The organism is Proteus vulgaris (genome assembly GCF_033708015.1).
In the GTDB taxonomy this organism is placed as follows: Bacteria; Pseudomonadota; Gammaproteobacteria; order Enterobacterales; family Enterobacteriaceae; genus Proteus.
On the sequence record NZ_CP137920.1, the window covers coordinates 4,095,106 to 4,115,784 of the forward strand.

The following is a 20,679-nucleotide window of genomic DNA, read 5'->3' on the forward strand; positions in this document are numbered from 1 at the left end:
CATGCTCTCTTTTTCTTTATCTATAAAAATTATAAGGATGAAGCTAAAAAAGTATCTACTTCATGACGCCATGGTACGGATGGTTGAGCGCCTGCTCGAGTAACAGCAATAGCAGCTGCCGCATGAGCAAACTTAATCGCAGGCATCATTGATTGTCCTTCTAATAAAGCGGTGATCAGTGCGCCATTAAATGTATCTCCAGCCGCGATAGTATCAACAGCTTTCACTTTAAATGCAGGAACAATACAACCTTTACTATTTTGTTCACTCACCCAAACGCCACGACTTCCTAATGTAATAAGAACCGTTTTAATACCTTTATCATGTAATACATCCGCTGCTTGCTGAGCACTTTCATCATCAATCACTTTAATTCCAGTTAGATATTCAGTCTCTGTTTCGTTTGGAGTAATAATATCGACAAGTGATAACAGCTCATCAGGTAATGCTTGGGCAGGCGCAGGGTTTAATATTATTTGCACATTTTCTTGTTTAGCAATTTCAGCAGCTTTCAATACTGAATCAAGTGGCGATTCTAATTGCATTAACAGAGCATCAGCTTCTTTTATAATATTTCGATGGCGCTGAACATAATTTGTATCTAATCGTCCATTAGCACCAGCATGAATGCCAATAACATTCTCTCCCTGTTGATTAACAAAAATCAGCGCAACACCTGTTGCTACATCATCAATTAACTCAATGCTATCTGTATCAATGTTATCTGTCATTAATTGAGCTTTGGCTTTTTTACCAATATCGTCACTCCCTAAACAAGCAAGAAATGAAATATTAGCACCACAACGCCCAGCAGCAACCGCCTGATTAGCACCTTTACCGCCAAATACCATTTGGAATTGGTTACCTGAAATGGTTTCACCAGGAAGCGGAAAATGGGCGACATTAAGAATATGATCTGCATTAACACTACCTAAAATCACAAGTTTCTTCGCTTCCATGATTTTTCCTTACTCTCAATAATAAATTCTAGATGTACGGCATAAATGGGGTATTCAATATGTTAAACCGATCATCTCAGCAACATTAATGAAAAAACGTGATCACTATCGAAACGTTTCGCTAGTAAAACAAAAAAGAACCAAAAATAAGCAGTAGGAAGCTGAATCGATTTTTGTTATAAACAATTAGTGTGCTAATAGAATGTTTGACTATATATCAACAATCCTTTTCTGGTACTTTCAGGATGATGATAAAAATAAGTCCCCATTATTAGGAGTGGTTATGCAACTTGCAGAGCGGATTTCACAACTTAGCCAATATCTTGAAACAGGACTTTATGAACGACAGTCAGCTATCCGCCTTTGTCTACTTGCAGCACTAAGTGGTGAGAGTGTTTTCTTACTAGGCCCTCCTGGTATTGCTAAAAGCTTAATAGCAAGAAGAATGAAAGAAGCTTTTAAAGAGGCTAACGCTTTTGAATACCTCATGACACGCTTTTCAACCCCTGAAGAAATTTTTGGTCCTTTATCTATTCAAGCCTTAAAAGATGAAGGTAAATATCAACGTTTGGTTGAGGGATATTTACCAGATGCTGAAGTTGTCTTTCTTGATGAAATATGGAAAGCAGGACCCGCTATTCTTAATACGTTATTAACAGCAATTAATGAACGTAAATTTAGAAATGGGGAAGCAGAAGTCACTATTCCAATGCGCTTATTAGTATCAGCCTCTAATGAGCTACCTGATTCAGACAGCAGTCTTGAAGCACTATATGACCGAATGCTTATTCGTATTTGGTTAACAAAAGTCCAGGATAAGAAAAACTTCCGCGCATTACTTGTTAATAAAGAAGTGGGCTCTTTTCATATTCCAGAACATATCCAAATTACTACCGAAGAATTCTCACGCTGGCAATCAGAATTAGAAAAGGTCACTTTAGATGACCACATATTTGATTTAATTTATCAACTTCGTGAGTCTTTAGATAAAAGTGATGTTGCACCTTATGTTTCAGATAGACGTTGGAAAAAAGCAGTACGTCTTTTACAAGCAAGTGCCTTTTTTAATGGTCGTAGTGTTATTTCACCATTAGATCTTATTTTATTAAAAGATTGCCTGTGGCATGACCAAGCATCATTTGCATTATTAGATAAGTTATTACAAAACCTTTTAACAGAACAAGCCTACCACCAGCTAGAGTTGATAAGAAAAACAGAAAGTTTATGGGCTGAGTGGATGCAATCGACAAGAAATAAGCAAGATCAACAGGCGTTTCGTTTCGAAAAACAAAGTGGAATGTTTGGACGAAATACACATTTTAGCCTATCAGATAAAATGCGGGCTGATAAATTCACTCTGTTTTTACACATCCCTCTCCATATCCATAGTATTCAGGTTAACTTTATTACTATTGAGCAAAAAGCATTAGAAAACTTTTTGGCTAAAGGGGGGGAGTTATTAGCACGTTTAAATGGTATTGGTTTCCCGCAATCAATTAACGCACAAATACGCCAAGATGGTGTATTAGAAATTTTGGATGTAAGTCGTCGAACAACATCTCTTTATCAACAGAAAGAGACAGCGCCAACGGTTCCTATTGAAGATAACAACGAGTGGAAAGATAAGTTAAAAGATCTAACACAAGAAATTTATGGTGAGCAGGAAAAATTTAATCATCATCAACCTAATTTATTTATTGATAATGATTGGCTTATTTCCATCGAGCAAAGTTTTGTTCAGCTTAATGAAAAACTATCGCAATTAAAAAGCCAAATAAAGTAATGATATTATGCTGACACTTTCAACATTAGATATGCTTTTAGCCATAAATGAAGGGCAACTTATTGAGGAAGTTATTATTGCTATACTCGCATCGCCTCAATTAGCGGTATTTTTTGAAAAACATCCAAGACTCAAAAAAGCCTTACTTAAAGATATCCACCAATGGAAAAAGAGCTTACAGCAAAGAGTAAAAGAAACATTAGTACCTACAATGATCGCTGATGAATTCGCCCTTTATCAACAAACACAATCATTAGGTAACGCCATATTTAATCAACAAGTAGAGCAAATACTGGCTGAATTAAACAAGCTAGACTCCTCTTTTACTGAAGAAGCATCACAGCTAATTAAAATTAATAAGCCTTTTTCACCCGCTCAACAAGCGTTGTTTATTCAACACTGGCGGATAAGTTTAATTTTCCAAGTCACGGCATTACACAAAGCCCTATTTGACCAAGAACAAGAGCAACTCCTTGCTGAGCTTCAGGAACGTTTAGCGTTAAGTGGAAGCCTAAGTCATACATTTTCAGAAAATGAGCGTGCCGCAGGGCGTTTATGGGATATGAGTAAAGGTGTTTTAACAAAAACGCCTTTTGATGAGAAAATTATTCAACGTTATAGCGACTTTCTTGATCAACAACCGGAGTTACATAAGCTCGCCAGTTTGCTAGGTCGTAGCAAAACAGCTAAATCGCTTCCAGAAGAGAGTGTTATTTTTGAACCTGTAACTATTGTTGAAAAAGCGCCTGATACAACACCAGAGCAAGTTAATGGAATAGGACTCAGTGATGATATCTTACGCTTACTTCCCACAGAACTCGCTTTATTAGGTATTAATGAAATCGAATATGAGTTTTATCGAAAGCTGGTGGAAAAACAGCTAAATACCTATCGATTACAAGGTGATAATTGGCAAGAACGTACTGTATTGCGACCCGTAACTCATCATCATGATGAAGAAAGACCAAGAGGGCCTTTTATTGTATGTATTGATACATCAGGTTCGATGGGCGGATTTAACGAACAGTGTGCCAAAGCTTTTGGGTTAGCATTAATGAAAATAGCGCTAGCTGATAATCGTTCATGTCATGTGATGTTGTTTTCTACTGAAACGGTGCATTATCAATTGTCATCGCCTAATGGCCTGCAAGATCTTATCAAGTTTTTGAATCAATCATTTAGAGGAGGGACGGACTTAAGTGCCTGTTTAGATAATGTCGCAAATAAACTAAATAGCCCAGAATGGAAAGATGCTGATGCTGTTGTTATTTCTGACTTTGTCGCCCAAAGGTTACCCGAAAACCTAATCAACAAAATCAAAAAAAGCCAACAGCAACAGCACAATCGCTTCCATGCGGTTACCCTATCCAATTATGGTAAACCCAGCATCATGAAAATCTTTGACCATATATGGCGTTTTGACACTGGATTAAAAAGTCGTTTACTTCGACGCTGGCGACAATAATTACAGCATATCGGCGAAAGCTAAACGGGTATCTTTTTCCCATACACCGCATTGTACTTGTCCAATATGCTCTTTTTGTAGCAGTAACATCACTAAACGTGATTGACCAATACCACCACCAATAGTTTGAGGCATATCCCCATGCATTAATGCTTTATGCCAATCAAGCTCTAAACGTTTAGTATCGTCGGTTAATGTTAACTGACGCATTAAGGTTTCAGGGTCAACACGAATTCCCATTGATGACAACTCAAATGCATCTTGTAGAACAGGGTTCCACACAATAATGTCACCGTTTAAACCTTCAAATCCCTCTTCGTTTGGTGTCGTCCAGTCATCATAATCAGGCGCTCTGACATCATGATATTCACCACTTGAAAGTTTTCCTCCAATACCAATTAAGAAAACGGCACCATATTCTTTTGCTATCGCTTTTTCACGACCTTTAGCATCAAGATCAGGGTAACGACGCAATAACTCTTCAGTGTGGATAAAATGAATTTGATCTGGCAGGAACGGTACCAGACCAAATTCTTCGCTGACGGCTTTTTCAGTTTCTTTTATTGCCTGATAAATTTTACCCACAGTCTGCTTAAGATAAGGAACAGTTCGATCCTTAGCTTCCATCACTTTTTCCCAGTCCCACTGATCAACATAGACAGAGTGGATCTGAGTTAAGCGATCTTCGTCTGGTCGTAACGCTTTCATATGTGTATAAAGCCCCTGACCAGAACTAAATCCAAAACGACCTAATGTTTTACGTTTCCATTTTGCTAATGAATGGACAACTTCAAAGGTAGAATCTGGTAAAGATTTGACTTTAACTTGTACCGCCTTCTCATGCCCAGACAAGTTATCTTGAGTTCCATCACCAAGGCGACTTAAGATCGGTCCTTGAACTTCAATCAGTCCTAATTCTTTTTCCAGAAGGCGAGAAAAATATGATTTAACAAAGCTAATTTGCTGTTGAGTCTGGATGAATGATTTTTCCATTTTTATATCCCTAGTGGTGATGTTGTGTTTCGCTGATATAGATTAAGCAACAAAATGGGTACTAAATTCAATATATCTCATCAAAAATAGCCTTGCTTGTTTTAAATCGTTAAAAATATCGATGTAAAAATGTATTATCGTTAAAAACAGGAGGAGTTTATGGACAATATTTATCAGATCGATAATCTCGATCGCGACATACTTCACGCATTAATGGCCAATGCGAGAACACCTTACGCTGAATTAGCTAAAAAATTCGAAGTAAGCCCAGGCACAATTCATGTTCGTGTAGAGAAAATGAAGCAAGCTGGAATTATTACTGGAACACGTGTTGATATCAGTGCAAAGCAATTAGGTTTTGATGTCTGTTGCTTTATTGGCATCATTTTAAAAAGTGCAAAAGATTACCACACGGCATTAGACAAGTTAGATAAGTTAGATGAAGTCGTAGAGGTATACTATACAACAGGACAATACAGCATTTTTATTAAGGTAATGTGTAAAAGTATAGAAGCGCTACAAGACGTACTTATCAACAAAATTCAGACAATTGATGAAATTCAATCAACAGAAACATTGATCTCATTGCAAAACCCGATAATAAGGACGATCAAGCCATAAGGGTAAATTCTTATTTTTTTTTATAACCACATTATCCACAGGTAGATCCCAAGTGATTCACAGCGTACAATAGCGCGTCTTGAACATAAGGAGATCATTAATGAAAAAAGTCACTCTAATTAGTGGCAGTACCATGGGTAGTGCTGAATATGTCGCAGAACACCTTGCAGAGATCTTATCTGAAGAAGGTTTTGAGACTGATTTACACCATGGACCTTCGCTTAATGATCTTCCTAATGAAGGGATCTGGCTCGTAGTTACCTCCACGCACGGTGCTGGTGATATTCCTGACAACCTATTGCCTTTTGCTAACGAAATATCATCAGACTCCGTTGATCTTAGTCATATCACCTTTGGTGCGATCGGCATTGGAAGTAGTGAATATGACACTTTCTGTGGTGCGATCAGAACATTAGATCAAAAACTAGTGGAAAAAGGAGCGACTCGACTAGGTGATCGTCTCGAAATTGATATTCAAAAGTACGACATTCCAGAAGATCCAGCAGAAGAATGGATAGCATCTTGGAAAAATTTACTTTAATTTGTACAAAAAACAAGCAAACGAATGTGGATAACTCTGCTTAAAAGCAGGGATTAACCCGTAGTTATCCATTGTATAAGGTAATATCAAGAAATGAGCTGTGTATAAGTCGTCATTTTGATCCCAGCTTATCAGCAGATAGATCACGGATCATTCACAGTATATGATCCTTTACACTTTTATGATCTTTAAATAGAAAATCCACTTATCCACAGAGGATCGCTTCCTTAATAAAAGATCTAATAAAGAGATCTTTAAATAAAAAGATCTTTAAATAATTACCTGCGGATCTGCTCGCTTGTATCTGTCAAAAAGTTGAGTAGAATTCGTTTTCCCAATGCAACACATTCAGCATTCGTAACATTTAAGGTTCACACATGTTTTATCCAGAACACTTTGACGTCATTGTCATCGGTGGTGGTCACGCCGGTACAGAAGCCGCTATGGCTGCAGCTCGTATGGGGCGTCAAACCCTATTACTGACCCACAATATTGATACTTTGGGCCAAATGTCTTGTAACCCAGCGATTGGTGGGATTGGTAAAGGGCATCTGGTAAAAGAGATCGATGCCATGGGTGGATTAATGGCAACCGCTATTGACCATGCAGGGATCCAATTTAGAACTCTTAACGCAAGTAAGGGTCCAGCTGTAAGAGCAACAAGAGCACAAGCTGATCGTGTTCTTTATCGCCAAGCTGTTCGTACAAGTCTTGAAAATCAACCTAATTTAATGATCTTCCAACAACCAGTTGAAGATCTCATCGTTGAGAATGACCAAGTAACAGGTGCTGTTACTCGCATGGGTTTAAAATTCCGTGCTAAATCGGTTGTTCTAACCGTAGGTACTTTCCTTGATGGAAAAATCCATATTGGTTTAGAAAATTACAGTGGTGGTCGTGCAGGTGATCCACCATCAGTTTCATTATCACACAGACTACGTGAATTACCTCTACGTGTAGGTCGTTTAAAAACAGGGACACCACCGCGTATTGATGCAAGAACCATTGATTTTAGCCAATTAGCGGTTCAGCTGGGTGATACACCAATGCCGGTTTTCTCATTTTTAGGTAATGTGGATCAACATCCTGAACAGATGCCTTGCCATATCACATACACAAATGAAAAAACGCATGATGTTATTCGTAATAACCTTGATCGTAGCCCAATGTATGCGGGTGTCATCGAAGGAATAGGCCCTCGTTATTGCCCATCTATTGAAGATAAAGTGATGAGATTTGCTGATCGTAATTCACATCAAATCTTTTTAGAGCCTGAAGGTTTAACAAGTAATGAAATTTACCCTAATGGTATTTCAACAAGCTTACCTTTTGATGTTCAAATGCAGATCGTAAATTCCATGAAAGGTATGGAAAATGCGAAGATCATTAGACCTGGTTATGCCATTGAATATGACTTCTTTGATCCAAGAGATCTAAAACAAACACTAGAAAGTAAATTTATCAATGGATTGTTCTTTGCTGGACAAATTAACGGTACTACTGGTTATGAAGAAGCAGCGGCTCAAGGCATGCTTGCTGGGCTTAATGCGGCACGTTACGCCTTCGATCAAGAAGGTTGGTTCCCTCGTCGTGATCAAGCATACATTGGTGTATTAGTTGACGATCTTTGTACTCTTGGTACAAAAGAACCATACCGTATGTTTACTTCTCGTGCTGAATATCGCTTGATGCTGCGTGAAGATAATGCTGACTTACGTCTCACTGAAATTGGTCGTGAATTAGGCATGGTTGATGATACTCGTTGGGCTCAATTTAGTGAAAAAGTTGAACTAGTTGAAAAAGAACGTCAGCGTTTAAGAAATATTTGGGTTCACCCTCAAGCTGATAATCTTTCAGAAATCAATGAATTGCTAAATACACCATTGTCCAAAGAAGCTAATGGTGAAGATTTATTACGCCGCCCTGAAATGACTTACGATATATTGAAAAATATCACTCGGTTTGCGCCAGGTATTGATGATTCAAAACCACAAGCCGCTGAACAAGTTGAGATCCAAGTTAAATACGAAGGTTATATTAGTCGCCAACAAGAAGAGATCGAAAAACAACTACGCAATGAAAATGCCGCGTTACCAATTGATCTGGACTATAAACAAGTTAGCGGATTATCTAACGAAGTTATTGCGAAACTTAACGATCACAAACCAACATCGATCGGACAAGCATCACGGATCTCTGGTGTCACGCCTGCTGCTATTTCCATTTTATTAGTTTGGTTGAAAAAACAAGGCCTATTACGCAGGAGTGCATCATGAATGACTTACTTAATCGGCTAAAAAAGCTGGCTAAGCAAGCCAATATTGAGCTTACAGACATTCAAGCTGAAAAACTCACGGGTTATGTTGCTATGCTTGATAAATGGAATAAAGCTTATAACCTCACATCCGTGCGAGATCCACAGCAAATGCTTATCCGTCATATTCTGGATAGCATTATTGTAAGCCAATATCTTGAAGGTGAAAGATTTATAGATGTGGGAACTGGGCCTGGATTGCCTGGTATTCCACTAGCGATAATGCGTCCCGATCATCACTTTGTCTTATTGGATAGCTTAGGTAAACGTGTTCGCTTTATGAAGCAAGTTCAGCACGAATTAGGACTTAATAATATCGAGCCAGTTCAATACCGTGTTGAAGAATACCAAACAGAGAAACCTTTTGATGGCGTTATTAGCCGAGCATTTGCCTCTATGAAGGATATGCTCTCTTGGTGCTCTCATTTAGTGACTGAAGAACACGGTCGTTTTTATGCACTGAAAGGACAAATTCATCAAGAAGAGTTAGATGAACTTGCTGATAATGGATTAAAAATACCTGAAGAAGTGATTCGCTTATCGATACCTGAATTGAATGAACAAAGACATTTGGTGATTATTTAATCAAATATCTTGTGTCTTATTGATCCTTTTTTCATTTTTTGTGCTCTGGCGATAATATTTACAATGTTATCGCCATTTGTTTTATGGGGATTTATGAGAAACATTAAAATTCACTTTAATAAAACAATAAATTAACAATTTATTATCTTTTTCTTTAATTCTCTTTGTAACCTGAGTTTTTCTCTTTTTATTTCCAAAATAAATTAATAATTCTGTGCATTATAAAAATATTGAATTTATTTAATTGAAATTCGGTTAATTATTTTTCAATTGCCACTAAATTGTTCATAAAAGGGGCTTTATTTGTTAACCCCATTATATAATTTATGAAATAAGCTTTATTTATACTTTTATATTTGTGATGAATGTCACGCTATTTATTTTGTTCAGCACTATTATTTTTATTCTTTTTGTTCTTAATCATTTTTCATAAATGGAACCTTGGTAAGAAATTTAAATTAATCTTCACTTTTTCGCTACTTATTGATTGAATTCATTGCCACGCCCCGTATAATTTGCTCGTTTTTGTCACTTGACACTTTATAGCAAAGACAGTTTGATACATCATTCAGTAATACCTTTTACGATAGCTAGTCTGGAGAATACAAACGTCATGTCTGTCTCCCTCTACAACGGGAAAGTTGCACTGAAACTGTTATTTTTGCAGTTTATGACTTTTGTTATTCTCAGTGCGGTTTTCTACTTAAAGAGTACAGACTGGAGTTTTTCGGCTTTTTTAGGCGGGTTAGCATGTTGGTTACCCAATATGGCTTTTCTTTTGTTAATGCGCTTACAAAAAGTCAACGAAGAAGAAGCTCCAGTTCGCATAAACTGGCTTTTTGCTTTCAGTGAAGGGTTGAAGGTTATATTATCAATAGCCTTGCTGATTGTTGCTTTAGGAGTGTTTAAAGCGGCATTTGCACCACTGGTCATGACCTACTTAGCGGTGCTTGTTATGCAGGTCGTTGCACCAGCCGTCATTAACGGTTAGCGTTTTTAACAACAAAAGGGTAATTGGCATCATGTCTGCATCAGGAGAAGCATTAACCACTAGAGACTACATAGGCCACCATCTGAATAACCTTCAGTTGGACCTGCGTACTTTCGAGTTGGTCAATCCCCATGCTGAAAATGCGCCATCATTCTGGGTGTTAAATATTGACTCACTTTTCTTTTCAGTACTGATGGGCGCATTATTCCTATGGCTGTTTAGAAAAGTAGCAGTAAGAGCAACCAGTGGCGTACCGGGAAAATTCCAGACTGCAGTAGAAATGATCATCGGTTTCGTTGATAGCAGCGTTCGTGATATGTATCACGGAAAGAGCAAGGTCATTGCACCTTTGGCATTGACTGTGTTCGTTTGGGTGCTGTTAATGAATGCCCTGGATTTATTACCAATCGACTTCATCCCTTATATCGGTGAACACATCTTAGGGTTACCTGCGTTACGCATCGTTCCGACTGCGGACGTGAGTATTACTCTATCGATGGCAATTGGTGTATTTATCCTGATCCTGTTCTATAGCATTAAGATGAAAGGCATAAAAGGGTTTACAAAAGAGCTGACTTTACAGCCTTTTAATCACCCAATTTTTATTCCTATCAACTTAATCTTGGAAGGGGTAAGCCTGCTATCAAAACCTGTTTCCCTCGGTCTTCGACTGTTTGGTAACATGTATGCGGGTGAACTGATCTTTATTCTTATTGCTGGTCTGTTACCGTGGTGGTCACAGTGGTTATTAAGCCTTCCTTGGGCAATATTCCACATACTGATTATTACGTTACAAGCATTTATTTTCATGGTTCTAACGATTGTCTATCTGTCGATGGCATCTGAAGAACATTAATTATTAACTCTTTGAAGAAATAACTGAAACAAACTGGAGACTGTCATGGAAAACCTGAGTATGGATCTGCTGTACATGGCTGCCGCTATTATGATGGGTTTAGCTGCAATCGGTGCTGCAATCGGTATCGGAATCCTCGGAGGCAAATTTTTAGAAGGTGCTGCTCGTCAGCCTGATCTGATCCCTCTTCTGCGTACACAGTTCTTTATCGTTATGGGTCTGGTTGACGCCATCCCAATGATTGCTGTGGGTCTGGGCCTTTACGTGATGTTTGCTGTTGCCTAATGTTGGCAATGAGTAGCAAAAGCATCAAGTTAGTTAATAACCAAGAAAGAGGTATTGTGCTGTGAATTTAAATGCAACAATCCTCGGCCAGGCCGTCGCATTTGTCCTGTTTGTTTTGTTCTGTATGAAATTTGTATGGCCACCAATTATGGCGGCCATTGAAAAACGTCAAAAAGAAATTGCTGACGGTTTATCATCTGCAGAACGAGCTAAAAAGGACTTAGATTTAGCGAAAGCCGATGCAGGCGACCAGCTAGCGAAAGCAAAAGCAGAAGCTCAAGCAATCATTGAATCCGCGAATAAACAACGCACTCAAATGATTGAAGATGCTAAAGCAGAAGCAGAGCAAGAACGTAGTAAGATCGTTGCACAAGCTCAATCCGAATTGGATGCAGAGCGTAAACGTGCTCGTGAAGAACTTCGTAAACAAGTCGCAATGCTGGCTATCGCAGGTGCCGAGAAAATTATTGAACGTTCCGTGGATGAAGCTGCTAATAGCGACATCGTTGATAAACTGGTCGCTGAACTGTAAGGAGGGAGGGGCATGTCTGAAATAGCAACGGTAGCTCGCCCCTACGCCAAAGCAGCTTTTGACTTTGCTGTGGAAAACCAGGCTGTCGATAAATGGCAGGTTATGCTGGCGTTCACCGCTGAAGTAGCACGCAATGAGCAGGTAACCGAATTACTTTCTGGTTCTTTAGCATCAGAAAAACTGGCTGACATTTTTGTTGACCTTTGTGGTGAACAATTAGATGGTCATGCTCAGAATTTAATTCGTGTTATGGCTGATAATGGCCGTTTATCAACGTTGCCTGAAGTATTGAGCCAATTTATTCAATTGCGCGCAGTACTAGAGTCAACGGTTGACGTTGAAGTAACTTCTGCCATTGAGCTAACTAAACAGCAGCTAGCTAACATTTCTGCAGCGATGGAAAAACGTCTATCACGCAAAGTGAAGCTGAATTGCAAAATTGATAAGTCTGTTATCGCAGGCATGATTATACGCGCTGGTGACCTCGTCATCGATGGCAGTATTCGTGGCCGTTTAGAGCGATTAACAGACGTCTTGCAGTCTTAAGGGGACTGGAGCATATGCAACTGAATTCCACTGAAATCAGCGAACTGATCAAGCAGCGCATTGCTCAGTTCAATGTAGTGAGTGAAGCTCACAATGAAGGTACGATTGTATCCGTTAGTGACGGTATCATTCGTATCCACGGTTTAGCCGAAGTTATGCAGGGTGAGATGATCGCACTGCCGGGTAACCGTTTCGCTATCGCACTGAACTTAGAGCGCGACTCTGTTGGTGCGGTTGTGATGGGTCCTTATGCTGACTTAGCAGAAGGCATGAAAGTTAAATGTACAGGTCGTATTCTGGAAGTACCTGTTGGGCGTGGTCTGCTTGGCCGTGTGGTAAACACACTGGGTGAGCCGATTGATGGTAAAGGTGCAGTAGAGCATGATGGATTCTCACCTGTTGAGATGATTGCTCCTGGTGTTATCGACCGTCAATCCGTTGATCAGCCTGTACAAACAGGTTACAAATCCGTCGATGCCATGATCCCAATTGGTCGTGGTCAGCGTGAATTGATCATCGGTGACCGTCAAACAGGTAAAACTGCTCTGGCTGTCGATGCGATCATCAACCAACGCGACTCTGGCATTAAATGTATCTATGTCGCTATCGGTCAGAAAGCGTCTACTATTTCGAACGTTGTTCGTAAATTAGAAGAACATGGCGCATTAGAAAACACCATTGTTGTTGTTGCTTCTGCATCAGAATCAGCAGCGCTGCAATACTTAGCACCTTATTCTGGTTGCGCAATGGGTGAATATTTCCGTGACCGTGGTGAAGATGCCCTGATTATTTATGATGACCTGTCTAAACAGGCTGTCGCATATCGTCAAATTTCACTATTACTTCGTCGTCCACCTGGACGTGAAGCATACCCTGGTGACGTTTTCTACCTGCACTCCCGTTTACTGGAGCGTGCTGCTCGTGTTAATGCTGAGTATGTAGAAGCTTTCACTAATGGTGAAGTTAAAGGTAAAACCGGCTCTCTGACTGCGTTACCGATTATCGAAACGCAAGCAGGGGACGTTTCTGCATTCGTTCCTACGAACGTAATCTCTATTACCGATGGTCAGATCTTCTTAGAATCTAACCTGTTTAACGCAGGTATTCGTCCAGCTGTTAACCCGGGGATCTCTGTATCTCGTGTTGGTGGTGCAGCTCAGACTAAGATCATGAAGAAACTTTCTGGTGGTATCCGTACTGCACTTGCGCAGTATCGTGAGCTGGCAGCATTCTCTCAGTTCGCTTCAGATCTGGATGATGCTACCCGTAAACAATTGAACCATGGTCAGAAAGTGACTGAATTGCTGAAACAGAAACAGTACGAACCAATGTCTGTCGCACAACAGTCTTTATCACTGTTTGCAGCAGAACGTGGTTATCTGGAAGATGTTGAAATTTCAAAAGTTGTGCCATTTGAAGCGGCTTTATTAGCTTATGCCTCTCGTGAACATGCTGATTTATTGAAAGAAATCAACCAGACTGGTACTTATAACGAAGAAATCGAAGCGAAGCTGAAAGGCGTGCTAGAAAACTTCAAAGCGACTCAGTCCTGGTAATAACTATTCGGCCTAATAATTAAACATTAGGCCGTCTGGTTCATGAGGAGAAGCAGAAATGGCCGGCGCAAAAGAGATACGTTCGAAGATCGCCAGTGTGCAAAACACACAGAAGATCACTAAAGCGATGGAGATGGTCGCCGCGTCGAAAATGCGTAAAACGCAGGAACACATGGCAGCCAGCCGTCCTTATGCAGAAACCATGCGCAGTGTGATTGGTCACCTTGCGTTAGGGAATCTGGAATATAAACATCCATACCTCGAAGAGCGTGAAGTTAAACGTGTCGGGTACCTGGTTGTTTCGACCGACCGTGGTTTGTGTGGTGGTTTGAACATTAATTTGTTCAAAAAACTGCTGGCAGACATGAAAGAGTGGTCTGAAAAAGGTGTACAGGTAGATTTAGCACTAATCGGTTCTAAAGCCGCTTCATTCTTTGGCTCAGTAGGCGGGAATGTTGTTGGTCAAGTAACGGGTATGGGTGATGATCCAAAACTGTCAGACCTTATCGGTCCAGTCAATATCATGTTGCAGGCTTATGACGAAGGTCGTTTAGATAAACTGTATGTGGTGGCAAATAAGTTCATCAATACCATGGCTCAAGAGCCTAAAATCCTTCAGGTTTTACCATTACCTCCAGGTGATGATGAAGAGCTGAAAGAAAAATCTTGGGATTATCTGTACGAACCTGATCCTAAGGCGTTACTGGATACTTTACTGCGTCGTTATATCGAATCGCAAGTTTACCAGAGCGTCGTAGAGAACTTAGCGAGTGAGCAGGCCGCCCGAATGGTCGCGATGAAAGCCGCTACAGATAACGGTGGTAACCTGATTAAAGAACTGCAATTGGTGTACAACAAAGCACGCCAAGCAAGCATTACTCAGGAACTTACAGAAATTGTGTCTGGTGCAGCCGCGGTATAACAGCTAGGTTTACGAATTACGTAGAGGATTCAAGATGGCTACTGGAAAGATTGTCCAGGTAATCGGCGCCGTAGTGGACGCCGAGTTCCCTCAGGATAGCGTCCCTAAAGTATACGACGCTCTTGAGGTTATGAATGGTAAAGAAAAACTGGTGCTGGAAGTTCAGCAACAGTTAGGCGGTGGTATCGTTCGTTGTATCGCTATGGGTACATCAGACGGTTTAAGCCGTGGCTTAAAAGTTGAAAACTTAGGCCACCCAATTGAAGTACCAGTAGGTAAAGCAACACTGGGACGTATCATGAACGTTCTGGGTACACCTATCGATATGAAAGGTGATATTGCAACTGAAGAACGTTGGTCTATCCACCGTGAAGCGCCAACCTACGAAGAGTTATCAAACTCACAAGAACTGCTTGAAACCGGTATCAAAGTAATGGACTTAATCTGTCCATTTGCTAAAGGGGGTAAAGTAGGTCTGTTCGGTGGTGCGGGTGTTGGTAAAACAGTTAACATGATGGAATTGATCCGTAACATCGCGATCGAGCACTCAGGTTACTCTGTATTTGCTGGTGTTGGTGAGCGTACTCGTGAGGGTAACGACTTCTATCATGAAATGACAGATTCTAACGTTCTTGACAAAGTATCGTTAGTTTATGGTCAGATGAATGAGCCACCAGGAAACCGTCTGCGTGTAGCACTGACGGGTTTGACGATGGCTGAAAAATTCCGTGATGAAGGCCGTGACGTATTGTTATTTGTTGATAACATTTATCGTTATACCTTAGCAGGTACTGAAGTATCAGCACTGTTAGGTCGTATGCCATCAGCGGTAGGTTACCAGCCAACATTGGCTGAAGAGATGGGTGTTCTGCAAGAACGTATCACTTCAACCAAAACAGGTTCTATCACCTCTGTACAAGCTGTATACGTACCTGCGGATGACTTAACTGACCCATCTCCAGCAACAACGTTTGCTCACTTAGATGCGACAGTTGTACTGAGCCGTCAAATTGCTTCATTAGGTATCTACCCTGCGGTTGACCCACTGGATTCAACCAGTCGTCAGTTAGACCCGCTGGTAGTTGGCCAAGAGCACTATGATGTGGCTCGTGGTGTTCAGTCTATCCTGCAACGTTATCAGGAACTGAAAGACATCATCGCTATCTTAGGTATGGATGAACTGTCAGAAGAAGATAAACTGGTTGTTGCGCGTGCGCGTAAGATCCAGCGCTTCCTATCTCAGCCATTCTTCGTTGCTGAAGTATTTACCGGTTCACCAGGTAAGTTCGTTTCCCTGAAAGACACTATTCGTGGCTTTAAAGGTATTCTGAACGGTGATTATGACCACCTGCCAGAGCAGGCGTTCTACATGGTTGGTACTATCGAAGAAGCAGTAGAAAAAGCTAAGAAGCTTTAATACGGCTGACGGGAGGTTGATATGGCCGATACATCGTTCCACCTGAAAGTTGTCAGCGCTGAAAAGCAGTTATATGACGGCGAAGTCAAACGAATTCAGGTAACTGGTAGCGAAGGTGAGCTCGGTATTTATCCGCAGCATACCCCGTTATTAACTGCCATAAAACCGGGCATGGTACGTGTCGTAAAAACATCGGGTGAAGAAGAGGTTATCTACCTTTCAGGTGGTATTCTCGAAGTTCAGCCGACGGGCGTCATTGTACTGGCAGATACAGCGATCCGTGGTCGTGATTTGGATGAAGCGAAAGCGTTGGAATCTAAGCGTAAAGCTGAAGAACACATTCAATCCTCTCATGGTGATGTTGATTATGCTCAAGCATCAGCAGAATTAGCCAAAGCGATTGCAAAACTACGTGTAATCGAATTGACTCGACGTTGATGTAAACAGGCAGTCTATGAATAAAAAAGCCAGTTGGTTCTTCGCTAACTGGCTTTTTTGCGTCATGAAATATTTTGTGTGACGAAATATGTAGTATTATTTGGCATAAACAGGTTTACTTGCCATTCTTTACGGGAGTTATCAGGTTAATTATGTCTAATTCAGCTAAAAGCGTTGTTATTCTTGCTGCGGGAAAAGGCACCCGCATGTATTCACAATTACCTAAAGTTCTTCATAAACTTGCAGGTAAATCCATGGTTCAACATGTGATTGATACCGCCAAGTCATTAGGTGCTCAACAAACACACCTTGTCTATGGGCACGGTGGTGAACTAATGAAAGAAAAATTAGGCTCACAACCTGTTAATTGGGTACTACAAGCAGAGCAACTAGGAACGGGTCACGCAATGCAACAAGCTGCCCCTTTCTTTGCTGATGATGAAGATATCCTGATGCTTTATGGTGATGTTCCACTTATTACCAAAGAAACGTTAGAACGTTTAATTGAAGTGAAACCAGAAGGTGGTATTGGTTTATTAACGGTTATTTTAGATAACCCAACAGGCTATGGTCGTATTGTTCGCGAAAATGGCGAAGTGACCGGCATTATTGAACAAAAAGACGCTTCTGAAGAACAACTCAAAATTACTGAAATCAACACGGGTATTTTAGTCGCAAACGGTGGTGATTTAAAACGTTGGTTAGGTAAGCTCAATAATAACAATGCACAAAAAGAGTATTACATTACTGACATTATCGCATTAGCGCATAAAGAAGGTCGTAAAATTGAAACGGCTCATCCTCGTCGTCATAGTGAAATGGAAGGCGTGAATAACCGTTTACAACTGGCTGCATTAGAACGTATTTACCAAACAGAACAGGCCGAACGCTTATTATTAGAAGGTGTTATGTTGCTTGATCCCGCACGCTTTGATTTACGTGGCACATTAACTCACGGTCAAGATGTTGTGATTGATACTAACGTTATTATTGAAGGCAATGTGACTTTAGGAAATAACGTTGAAATTGGTACAGGATGTGTCCTGAAAAACTGTGTGATTGGCGATAATTCTATTATTAGCCCTTATACGGTGATCGAGGATGCAAACTTAGCTCAAGAGTGTACTGTTGGGCCATTTGCGCGCCTTCGTCCAGGTAGTGAATTAGCGGATAAAGCACACGTCGGTAATTTTGTTGAGATGAAAAAAGCAAGCTTAGGTGTTGGTTCTAAAGCAGGTCATCTGACTTATTTAGGCGATACTGAAGTTGGCGCTAACGTTAATATTGGTGCAGGTACGATTACTTGTAACTACGATGGTGCGAATAAATTCAAAACAGTGATTGGTGATGATGTCTTTATTGGTTCAGATACCCAATTAGTGGCGCCAGTGACGGTTGCTAGTGGAGCAACCATTGGTGCAGGCACAACGCTCACTAAAAACGTGAATGAAAACGAGTTAGTGATCAGTCGAGTTAAGCAAACCCATATCACTGGATGGAAACGTCCAGTGAAGAAAAAACAATAATTTTAAGAAAAGGGCGTATATTTAATTAACGTCCTTTTCTTGTACGCTATTATTCTAAAAACAAAAAAATATCCCCACTTTCTACAATGGCTTGGGGAACAAACCAATCAGGTATAAGACATCCAAGTGCGAATAAACGCACAGTTTTAGGAATAACACAATGTGTGGAATAGTAGGTGCAGTTGCACAACGCGATATCGCTGAAATCTTAATTGAAGGCTTACGTCGTTTAGAATACCGCGGTTATGATTCTGCGGGTTTAGCGGTTGTGGATAATGACTGTAAAATGACACGTCTGCGTGAAGTTGGCAAAGTACAAATGCTGGCAGAAGAGGCAGAAAAAACAGAAGTGATTGGTGGTACAGGTATTGCTCATACACGTTGGGCAACACACGGTGAACCTTGTGAAAATAATGCGCATCCTCATGTATCGGGTACGATTGCAGTTGTACACAATGGCATTATTGAAAACTACCAAGAACTGAAAGCAGAATTAATTAAAAAAGGATATCAGTTTGCATCTCAAACGGATACCGAAGTCATTGCTCACCTTGTTAATTGGGAACAGCGTCAAGGTGGTACATTACGTGAAGTTGTACAACGTGTTATTCCTCAATTACGCGGTGCTTATGGCACTGTCATTATGGACAGCCGCACACCTGAACTTCTCGTTGCTGCTCGCTCAGGTAGCCCGCTGGTGGTTGGTCTCGGTGTCGGTGAAAATTTCCTAGCTTCAGACCAATTAGCATTATTACCTGTCACTCGTCGTTTTATCTACCTTGAAGAAGGCGATATCGTTGAAATTACACGTCGCCATGTTCATATTTTTGATATGAACGGTGAGGAAGTTGTTCGCGATACGATTGAATCTAACGTTCAATACGATGCCGGTGATAAAGGCGTGTATCGTCATTACATGCAAAAAGAGATCTACGAACAACCTCTTGCAATTAAAAATACGCTTGAAGGTCGTTTACAGGCTGAAGGTATCGATCTTAGTGAATTAGGTCCTAAAGCAGAAGCGATCTTATCTCAAGTAGAACATATCCAAATTGTTGCTTGTGGTACATCTTATAATGCAGGAATGGTTTCTCGTTACTGGTTTGAATCTTTAGCGGGTATTCCTTGTGATGTTGAAATTGCATCAGAATATCGTTATCGCAAACCCGCAACTCGCCGTAATAGCTTACTGATTACATTATCTCAATCGGGTGAAACCGCGGATACATTAGCGGCTCTGCGTTTATCTAAAGAGTTAGGCTATTTATCATCATTGGCGATTTGTAATGTGGCAGGATCTTCTTTGGTCCGTGAATCTGAATTTGTCTTGATGACTAAAGCGGGTGCAGAAATCGGTGTTGCATCGACCAAAGCATTTACAACACAGTTAACTGTTCTATTAATGCTGGTGGCATATATGGGACGTATTAAAGGTGTTACAACATTAGAGCATGAAGTTTCAGTGGCATTACACGCATTACCAAGCCGCATTGAAAGTATGTTATCGAAAGATAAAGTGATTGAAGCGTTAGCTGAAGACTTCTCAGAAAAAAGCCATGCCTTATTCTTAGGTCGTGGTGACCAATACCCGATTGCGGTAGAAGGTGCATTAAAGTTAAAAGAGATCTCTTATATTCATGCTGAAGCTTATGCGGCTGGTGAATTAAAACATGGTCCATTAGCATTAATTGATGCAGATATGCCAGTTATCATCATCGCTCCTAACAATGAATTATTAGAGAAATTAAAATCTAATATCGAAGAAGTTCGGGCTCGAGGTGGTTTACTGTATGTGTTTGCTGATCAAGATGCAGGCTTTGAAGAAAACGAAACGATGAAGTTAATTTCTTTACCTCATGTTGAAGATCTGATCGCACCAATTTTCTATACAGTACCATTACAGTTATTGTCTTATCATGTTGCTTTGATTAAAGGCACAGACGTAGACCAACCTCGTAACTTAGCAAAATCGGTTACAGTTGAATAAAAATTAGCTTTTTATAAATAATTTATTGTTATTTATACTTAAACCCAGTGAAATCTTAATTGAATCACTGGGTTTTTTATTATGTTTATAGTGTTTTTCGTCTTTAGTTATAAATAATATTTATTAAATAAGGCTAGCGTTGTGAATTAACAACAATCTTAGTAATAATAATATTTAATAATTATTGATGAAGAGATCTTAACTTATAGAACAAATCACTAAAGTTAAACCGCTTATTCAATAGGAATGTTTATTTACCTTTTCTAGGAATAAAATATTAAATGGTAAAATCTAAAATATATTTTAGATTTTAAAAATAAATAAAGGTATTTATTGTAATGTATTGTTTTTTAATGTTTTTT

General features: G+C 40.0%; 19 protein-coding genes. 17 read left to right on the top strand and 2 right to left on the bottom strand.

Features of this window, described 5'->3' with window-relative positions:
* Window positions 1-29 precede the first annotated feature (29 nt).
* A complete protein-coding gene (gene rbsK, locus SB028_RS19170; protein ID WP_069367408.1) occupies window positions 30-959 on the bottom strand; it encodes a ribokinase in 930 nt (309 codons plus the stop codon).
* A gap of 283 nt (window positions 960-1,242) precedes the next feature.
* Here rbsK and ravA point away from each other — a divergent pair, with 283 nt between their 5' ends.
* Both ravA and viaA read left to right on the top strand, forming a co-directional pair.
* Window positions 1,243-2,742, top strand: a complete 1,500-nt coding sequence (gene ravA / locus SB028_RS19175; RefSeq protein WP_069367407.1) for an ATPase RavA — start codon at window positions 1,243-1,245, stop codon at window positions 2,740-2,742.
* A gap of 7 nt (window positions 2,743-2,749) precedes the next feature.
* Entirely contained in the window at window positions 2,750-4,207 is a 1,458-nt protein-coding gene (viaA, locus tag SB028_RS19180) for an ATPase RavA stimulator ViaA (RefSeq protein ID WP_069367406.1), read from the top strand.
* Here viaA and asnA read toward each other — a convergent pair whose 3' ends face one another.
* Complete coding sequence (gene asnA, locus SB028_RS19185; protein WP_069367405.1) at window positions 4,208-5,200, bottom strand: aspartate--ammonia ligase; 993 nt, start codon at window positions 5,198-5,200, stop codon at window positions 4,208-4,210.
* Window positions 5,201-5,359: 159 nt separating this feature from the next.
* Between asnA and asnC the strand changes: the two genes are divergently transcribed.
* The 15 genes from asnC (at window position 5,360) to glmS (ending at window position 20,317) form a co-directional block, all read left to right on the top strand.
* A complete protein-coding gene (gene asnC / locus SB028_RS19190) occupies window positions 5,360-5,821 on the top strand; it encodes a transcriptional regulator AsnC (RefSeq protein WP_069367404.1) in 462 nt (153 codons plus the stop codon).
* A 100-nt stretch (window positions 5,822-5,921) separates the two neighbouring features.
* Window positions 5,922-6,362 (top strand): FMN-binding protein MioC, encoded by a 441-nt coding sequence (gene mioC, locus SB028_RS19195; RefSeq protein ID WP_069367403.1) that lies wholly within the window; start codon window positions 5,922-5,924, stop codon window positions 6,360-6,362.
* Window positions 6,363-6,739: 377 nt separating this feature from the next.
* Window positions 6,740-8,638: a tRNA uridine-5-carboxymethylaminomethyl(34) synthesis enzyme MnmG gene (gene mnmG, locus SB028_RS19200; RefSeq protein ID WP_069367402.1), complete on the top strand. Its 1,899-nt coding sequence runs from the start codon at window positions 6,740-6,742 to the stop codon at window positions 8,636-8,638.
* Window positions 8,635-9,261: a 16S rRNA (guanine(527)-N(7))-methyltransferase RsmG gene (rsmG, locus tag SB028_RS19205; RefSeq protein WP_069367401.1), complete on the top strand. Its 627-nt coding sequence runs from the start codon at window positions 8,635-8,637 to the stop codon at window positions 9,259-9,261. Before mnmG ends, rsmG begins: the two co-directional genes overlap by 4 nt.
* A gap of 613 nt (window positions 9,262-9,874) precedes the next feature.
* Entirely contained in the window at window positions 9,875-10,252 is a 378-nt protein-coding gene (gene atpI, locus SB028_RS19210; RefSeq protein ID WP_069367400.1) for a F0F1 ATP synthase subunit I, read from the top strand.
* Window positions 10,253-10,283: 31 nt separating this feature from the next.
* Window positions 10,284-11,108, top strand: coding sequence for a F0F1 ATP synthase subunit A (atpB, locus tag SB028_RS19215; RefSeq protein WP_023583322.1), 825 nt, complete (start codon window positions 10,284-10,286; stop codon window positions 11,106-11,108).
* Between the two features lie 45 nt (window positions 11,109-11,153).
* Window positions 11,154-11,393 carry a F0F1 ATP synthase subunit C gene (atpE, locus tag SB028_RS19220; RefSeq protein WP_004246596.1) on the top strand — a complete coding sequence of 80 codons (240 nt, stop codon included), beginning with the start codon at window positions 11,154-11,156 and terminating at the stop codon, window positions 11,391-11,393.
* Between the two features lie 61 nt (window positions 11,394-11,454).
* The gene (gene atpF, locus SB028_RS19225; protein ID WP_036914499.1) at window positions 11,455-11,925 is read left to right on the top strand and encodes a F0F1 ATP synthase subunit B; all 471 of its coding nucleotides are present in this window, start codon (window positions 11,455-11,457) and stop codon (window positions 11,923-11,925) included.
* Between the two features lie 12 nt (window positions 11,926-11,937).
* Window positions 11,938-12,471 (top strand): F0F1 ATP synthase subunit delta, encoded by a 534-nt coding sequence (atpH, locus tag SB028_RS19230; RefSeq protein WP_006534344.1) that lies wholly within the window; start codon window positions 11,938-11,940, stop codon window positions 12,469-12,471.
* Between the two features lie 14 nt (window positions 12,472-12,485).
* A complete protein-coding gene (atpA, locus tag SB028_RS19235) occupies window positions 12,486-14,027 on the top strand; it encodes a F0F1 ATP synthase subunit alpha (protein ID WP_006534343.1) in 1,542 nt (513 codons plus the stop codon).
* 58 nt (window positions 14,028-14,085) lie between these two features.
* A complete protein-coding gene (atpG, locus tag SB028_RS19240) occupies window positions 14,086-14,949 on the top strand; it encodes a F0F1 ATP synthase subunit gamma (RefSeq protein ID WP_318859715.1) in 864 nt (287 codons plus the stop codon).
* 34 nt (window positions 14,950-14,983) lie between these two features.
* The gene (gene atpD / locus SB028_RS19245) at window positions 14,984-16,366 is read left to right on the top strand and encodes a F0F1 ATP synthase subunit beta (RefSeq protein ID WP_023583323.1); all 1,383 of its coding nucleotides are present in this window, start codon (window positions 14,984-14,986) and stop codon (window positions 16,364-16,366) included.
* 21 nt (window positions 16,367-16,387) lie between these two features.
* Window positions 16,388-16,804: a F0F1 ATP synthase subunit epsilon gene (locus tag SB028_RS19250; protein ID WP_006534340.1), complete on the top strand. Its 417-nt coding sequence runs from the start codon at window positions 16,388-16,390 to the stop codon at window positions 16,802-16,804.
* Window positions 16,805-16,956: 152 nt separating this feature from the next.
* Window positions 16,957-18,330 (top strand): bifunctional UDP-N-acetylglucosamine diphosphorylase/glucosamine-1-phosphate N-acetyltransferase GlmU, encoded by a 1,374-nt coding sequence (gene glmU / locus SB028_RS19255; RefSeq protein WP_069367399.1) that lies wholly within the window; start codon window positions 16,957-16,959, stop codon window positions 18,328-18,330.
* A gap of 160 nt (window positions 18,331-18,490) precedes the next feature.
* Window positions 18,491-20,317, top strand: a complete 1,827-nt coding sequence (glmS, locus tag SB028_RS19260) for a glutamine--fructose-6-phosphate transaminase (isomerizing) (protein ID WP_069367398.1) — start codon at window positions 18,491-18,493, stop codon at window positions 20,315-20,317.
* The last annotated feature ends 362 nt before the right edge of the window (window positions 20,318-20,679 follow it).

Coding starts and splice junctions, on each gene's coding strand:
- ravA (WP_069367407.1), top strand. CDS start 1,243: ATGCAACTTGCAGAGCGGATTTCACAACTTAGCCAATATCTTGAAACA.
- atpH (WP_006534344.1), top strand. CDS start 11,938: ATGTCTGAAATAGCAACGGTAGCTCGCCCCTACGCCAAAGCAGCTTTT.
- rsmG (WP_069367401.1), top strand. CDS start 8,635: ATGAATGACTTACTTAATCGGCTAAAAAAGCTGGCTAAGCAAGCCAAT.
- viaA (WP_069367406.1), top strand. CDS start 2,750: ATGCTGACACTTTCAACATTAGATATGCTTTTAGCCATAAATGAAGGG.
- rbsK (WP_069367408.1), bottom strand. CDS start 959: ATGGAAGCGAAGAAACTTGTGATTTTAGGTAGTGTTAATGCAGATCAT.
- asnC (WP_069367404.1), top strand. CDS start 5,360: ATGGACAATATTTATCAGATCGATAATCTCGATCGCGACATACTTCAC.
- atpA (WP_006534343.1), top strand. CDS start 12,486: ATGCAACTGAATTCCACTGAAATCAGCGAACTGATCAAGCAGCGCATT.
- asnA (WP_069367405.1), bottom strand. CDS start 5,200: ATGGAAAAATCATTCATCCAGACTCAACAGCAAATTAGCTTTGTTAAA.
- mioC (WP_069367403.1), top strand. CDS start 5,922: ATGAAAAAAGTCACTCTAATTAGTGGCAGTACCATGGGTAGTGCTGAA.
- atpE (WP_004246596.1), top strand. CDS start 11,154: ATGGAAAACCTGAGTATGGATCTGCTGTACATGGCTGCCGCTATTATG.
- atpB (WP_023583322.1), top strand. CDS start 10,284: ATGTCTGCATCAGGAGAAGCATTAACCACTAGAGACTACATAGGCCAC.
- glmS (WP_069367398.1), top strand. CDS start 18,491: ATGTGTGGAATAGTAGGTGCAGTTGCACAACGCGATATCGCTGAAATC.
- atpG (WP_318859715.1), top strand. CDS start 14,086: ATGGCCGGCGCAAAAGAGATACGTTCGAAGATCGCCAGTGTGCAAAAC.
- atpD (WP_023583323.1), top strand. CDS start 14,984: ATGGCTACTGGAAAGATTGTCCAGGTAATCGGCGCCGTAGTGGACGCC.
- atpI (WP_069367400.1), top strand. CDS start 9,875: ATGTCTGTCTCCCTCTACAACGGGAAAGTTGCACTGAAACTGTTATTT.
- SB028_RS19250 (WP_006534340.1), top strand. CDS start 16,388: ATGGCCGATACATCGTTCCACCTGAAAGTTGTCAGCGCTGAAAAGCAG.
- glmU (WP_069367399.1), top strand. CDS start 16,957: ATGTCTAATTCAGCTAAAAGCGTTGTTATTCTTGCTGCGGGAAAAGGC.
- mnmG (WP_069367402.1), top strand. CDS start 6,740: ATGTTTTATCCAGAACACTTTGACGTCATTGTCATCGGTGGTGGTCAC.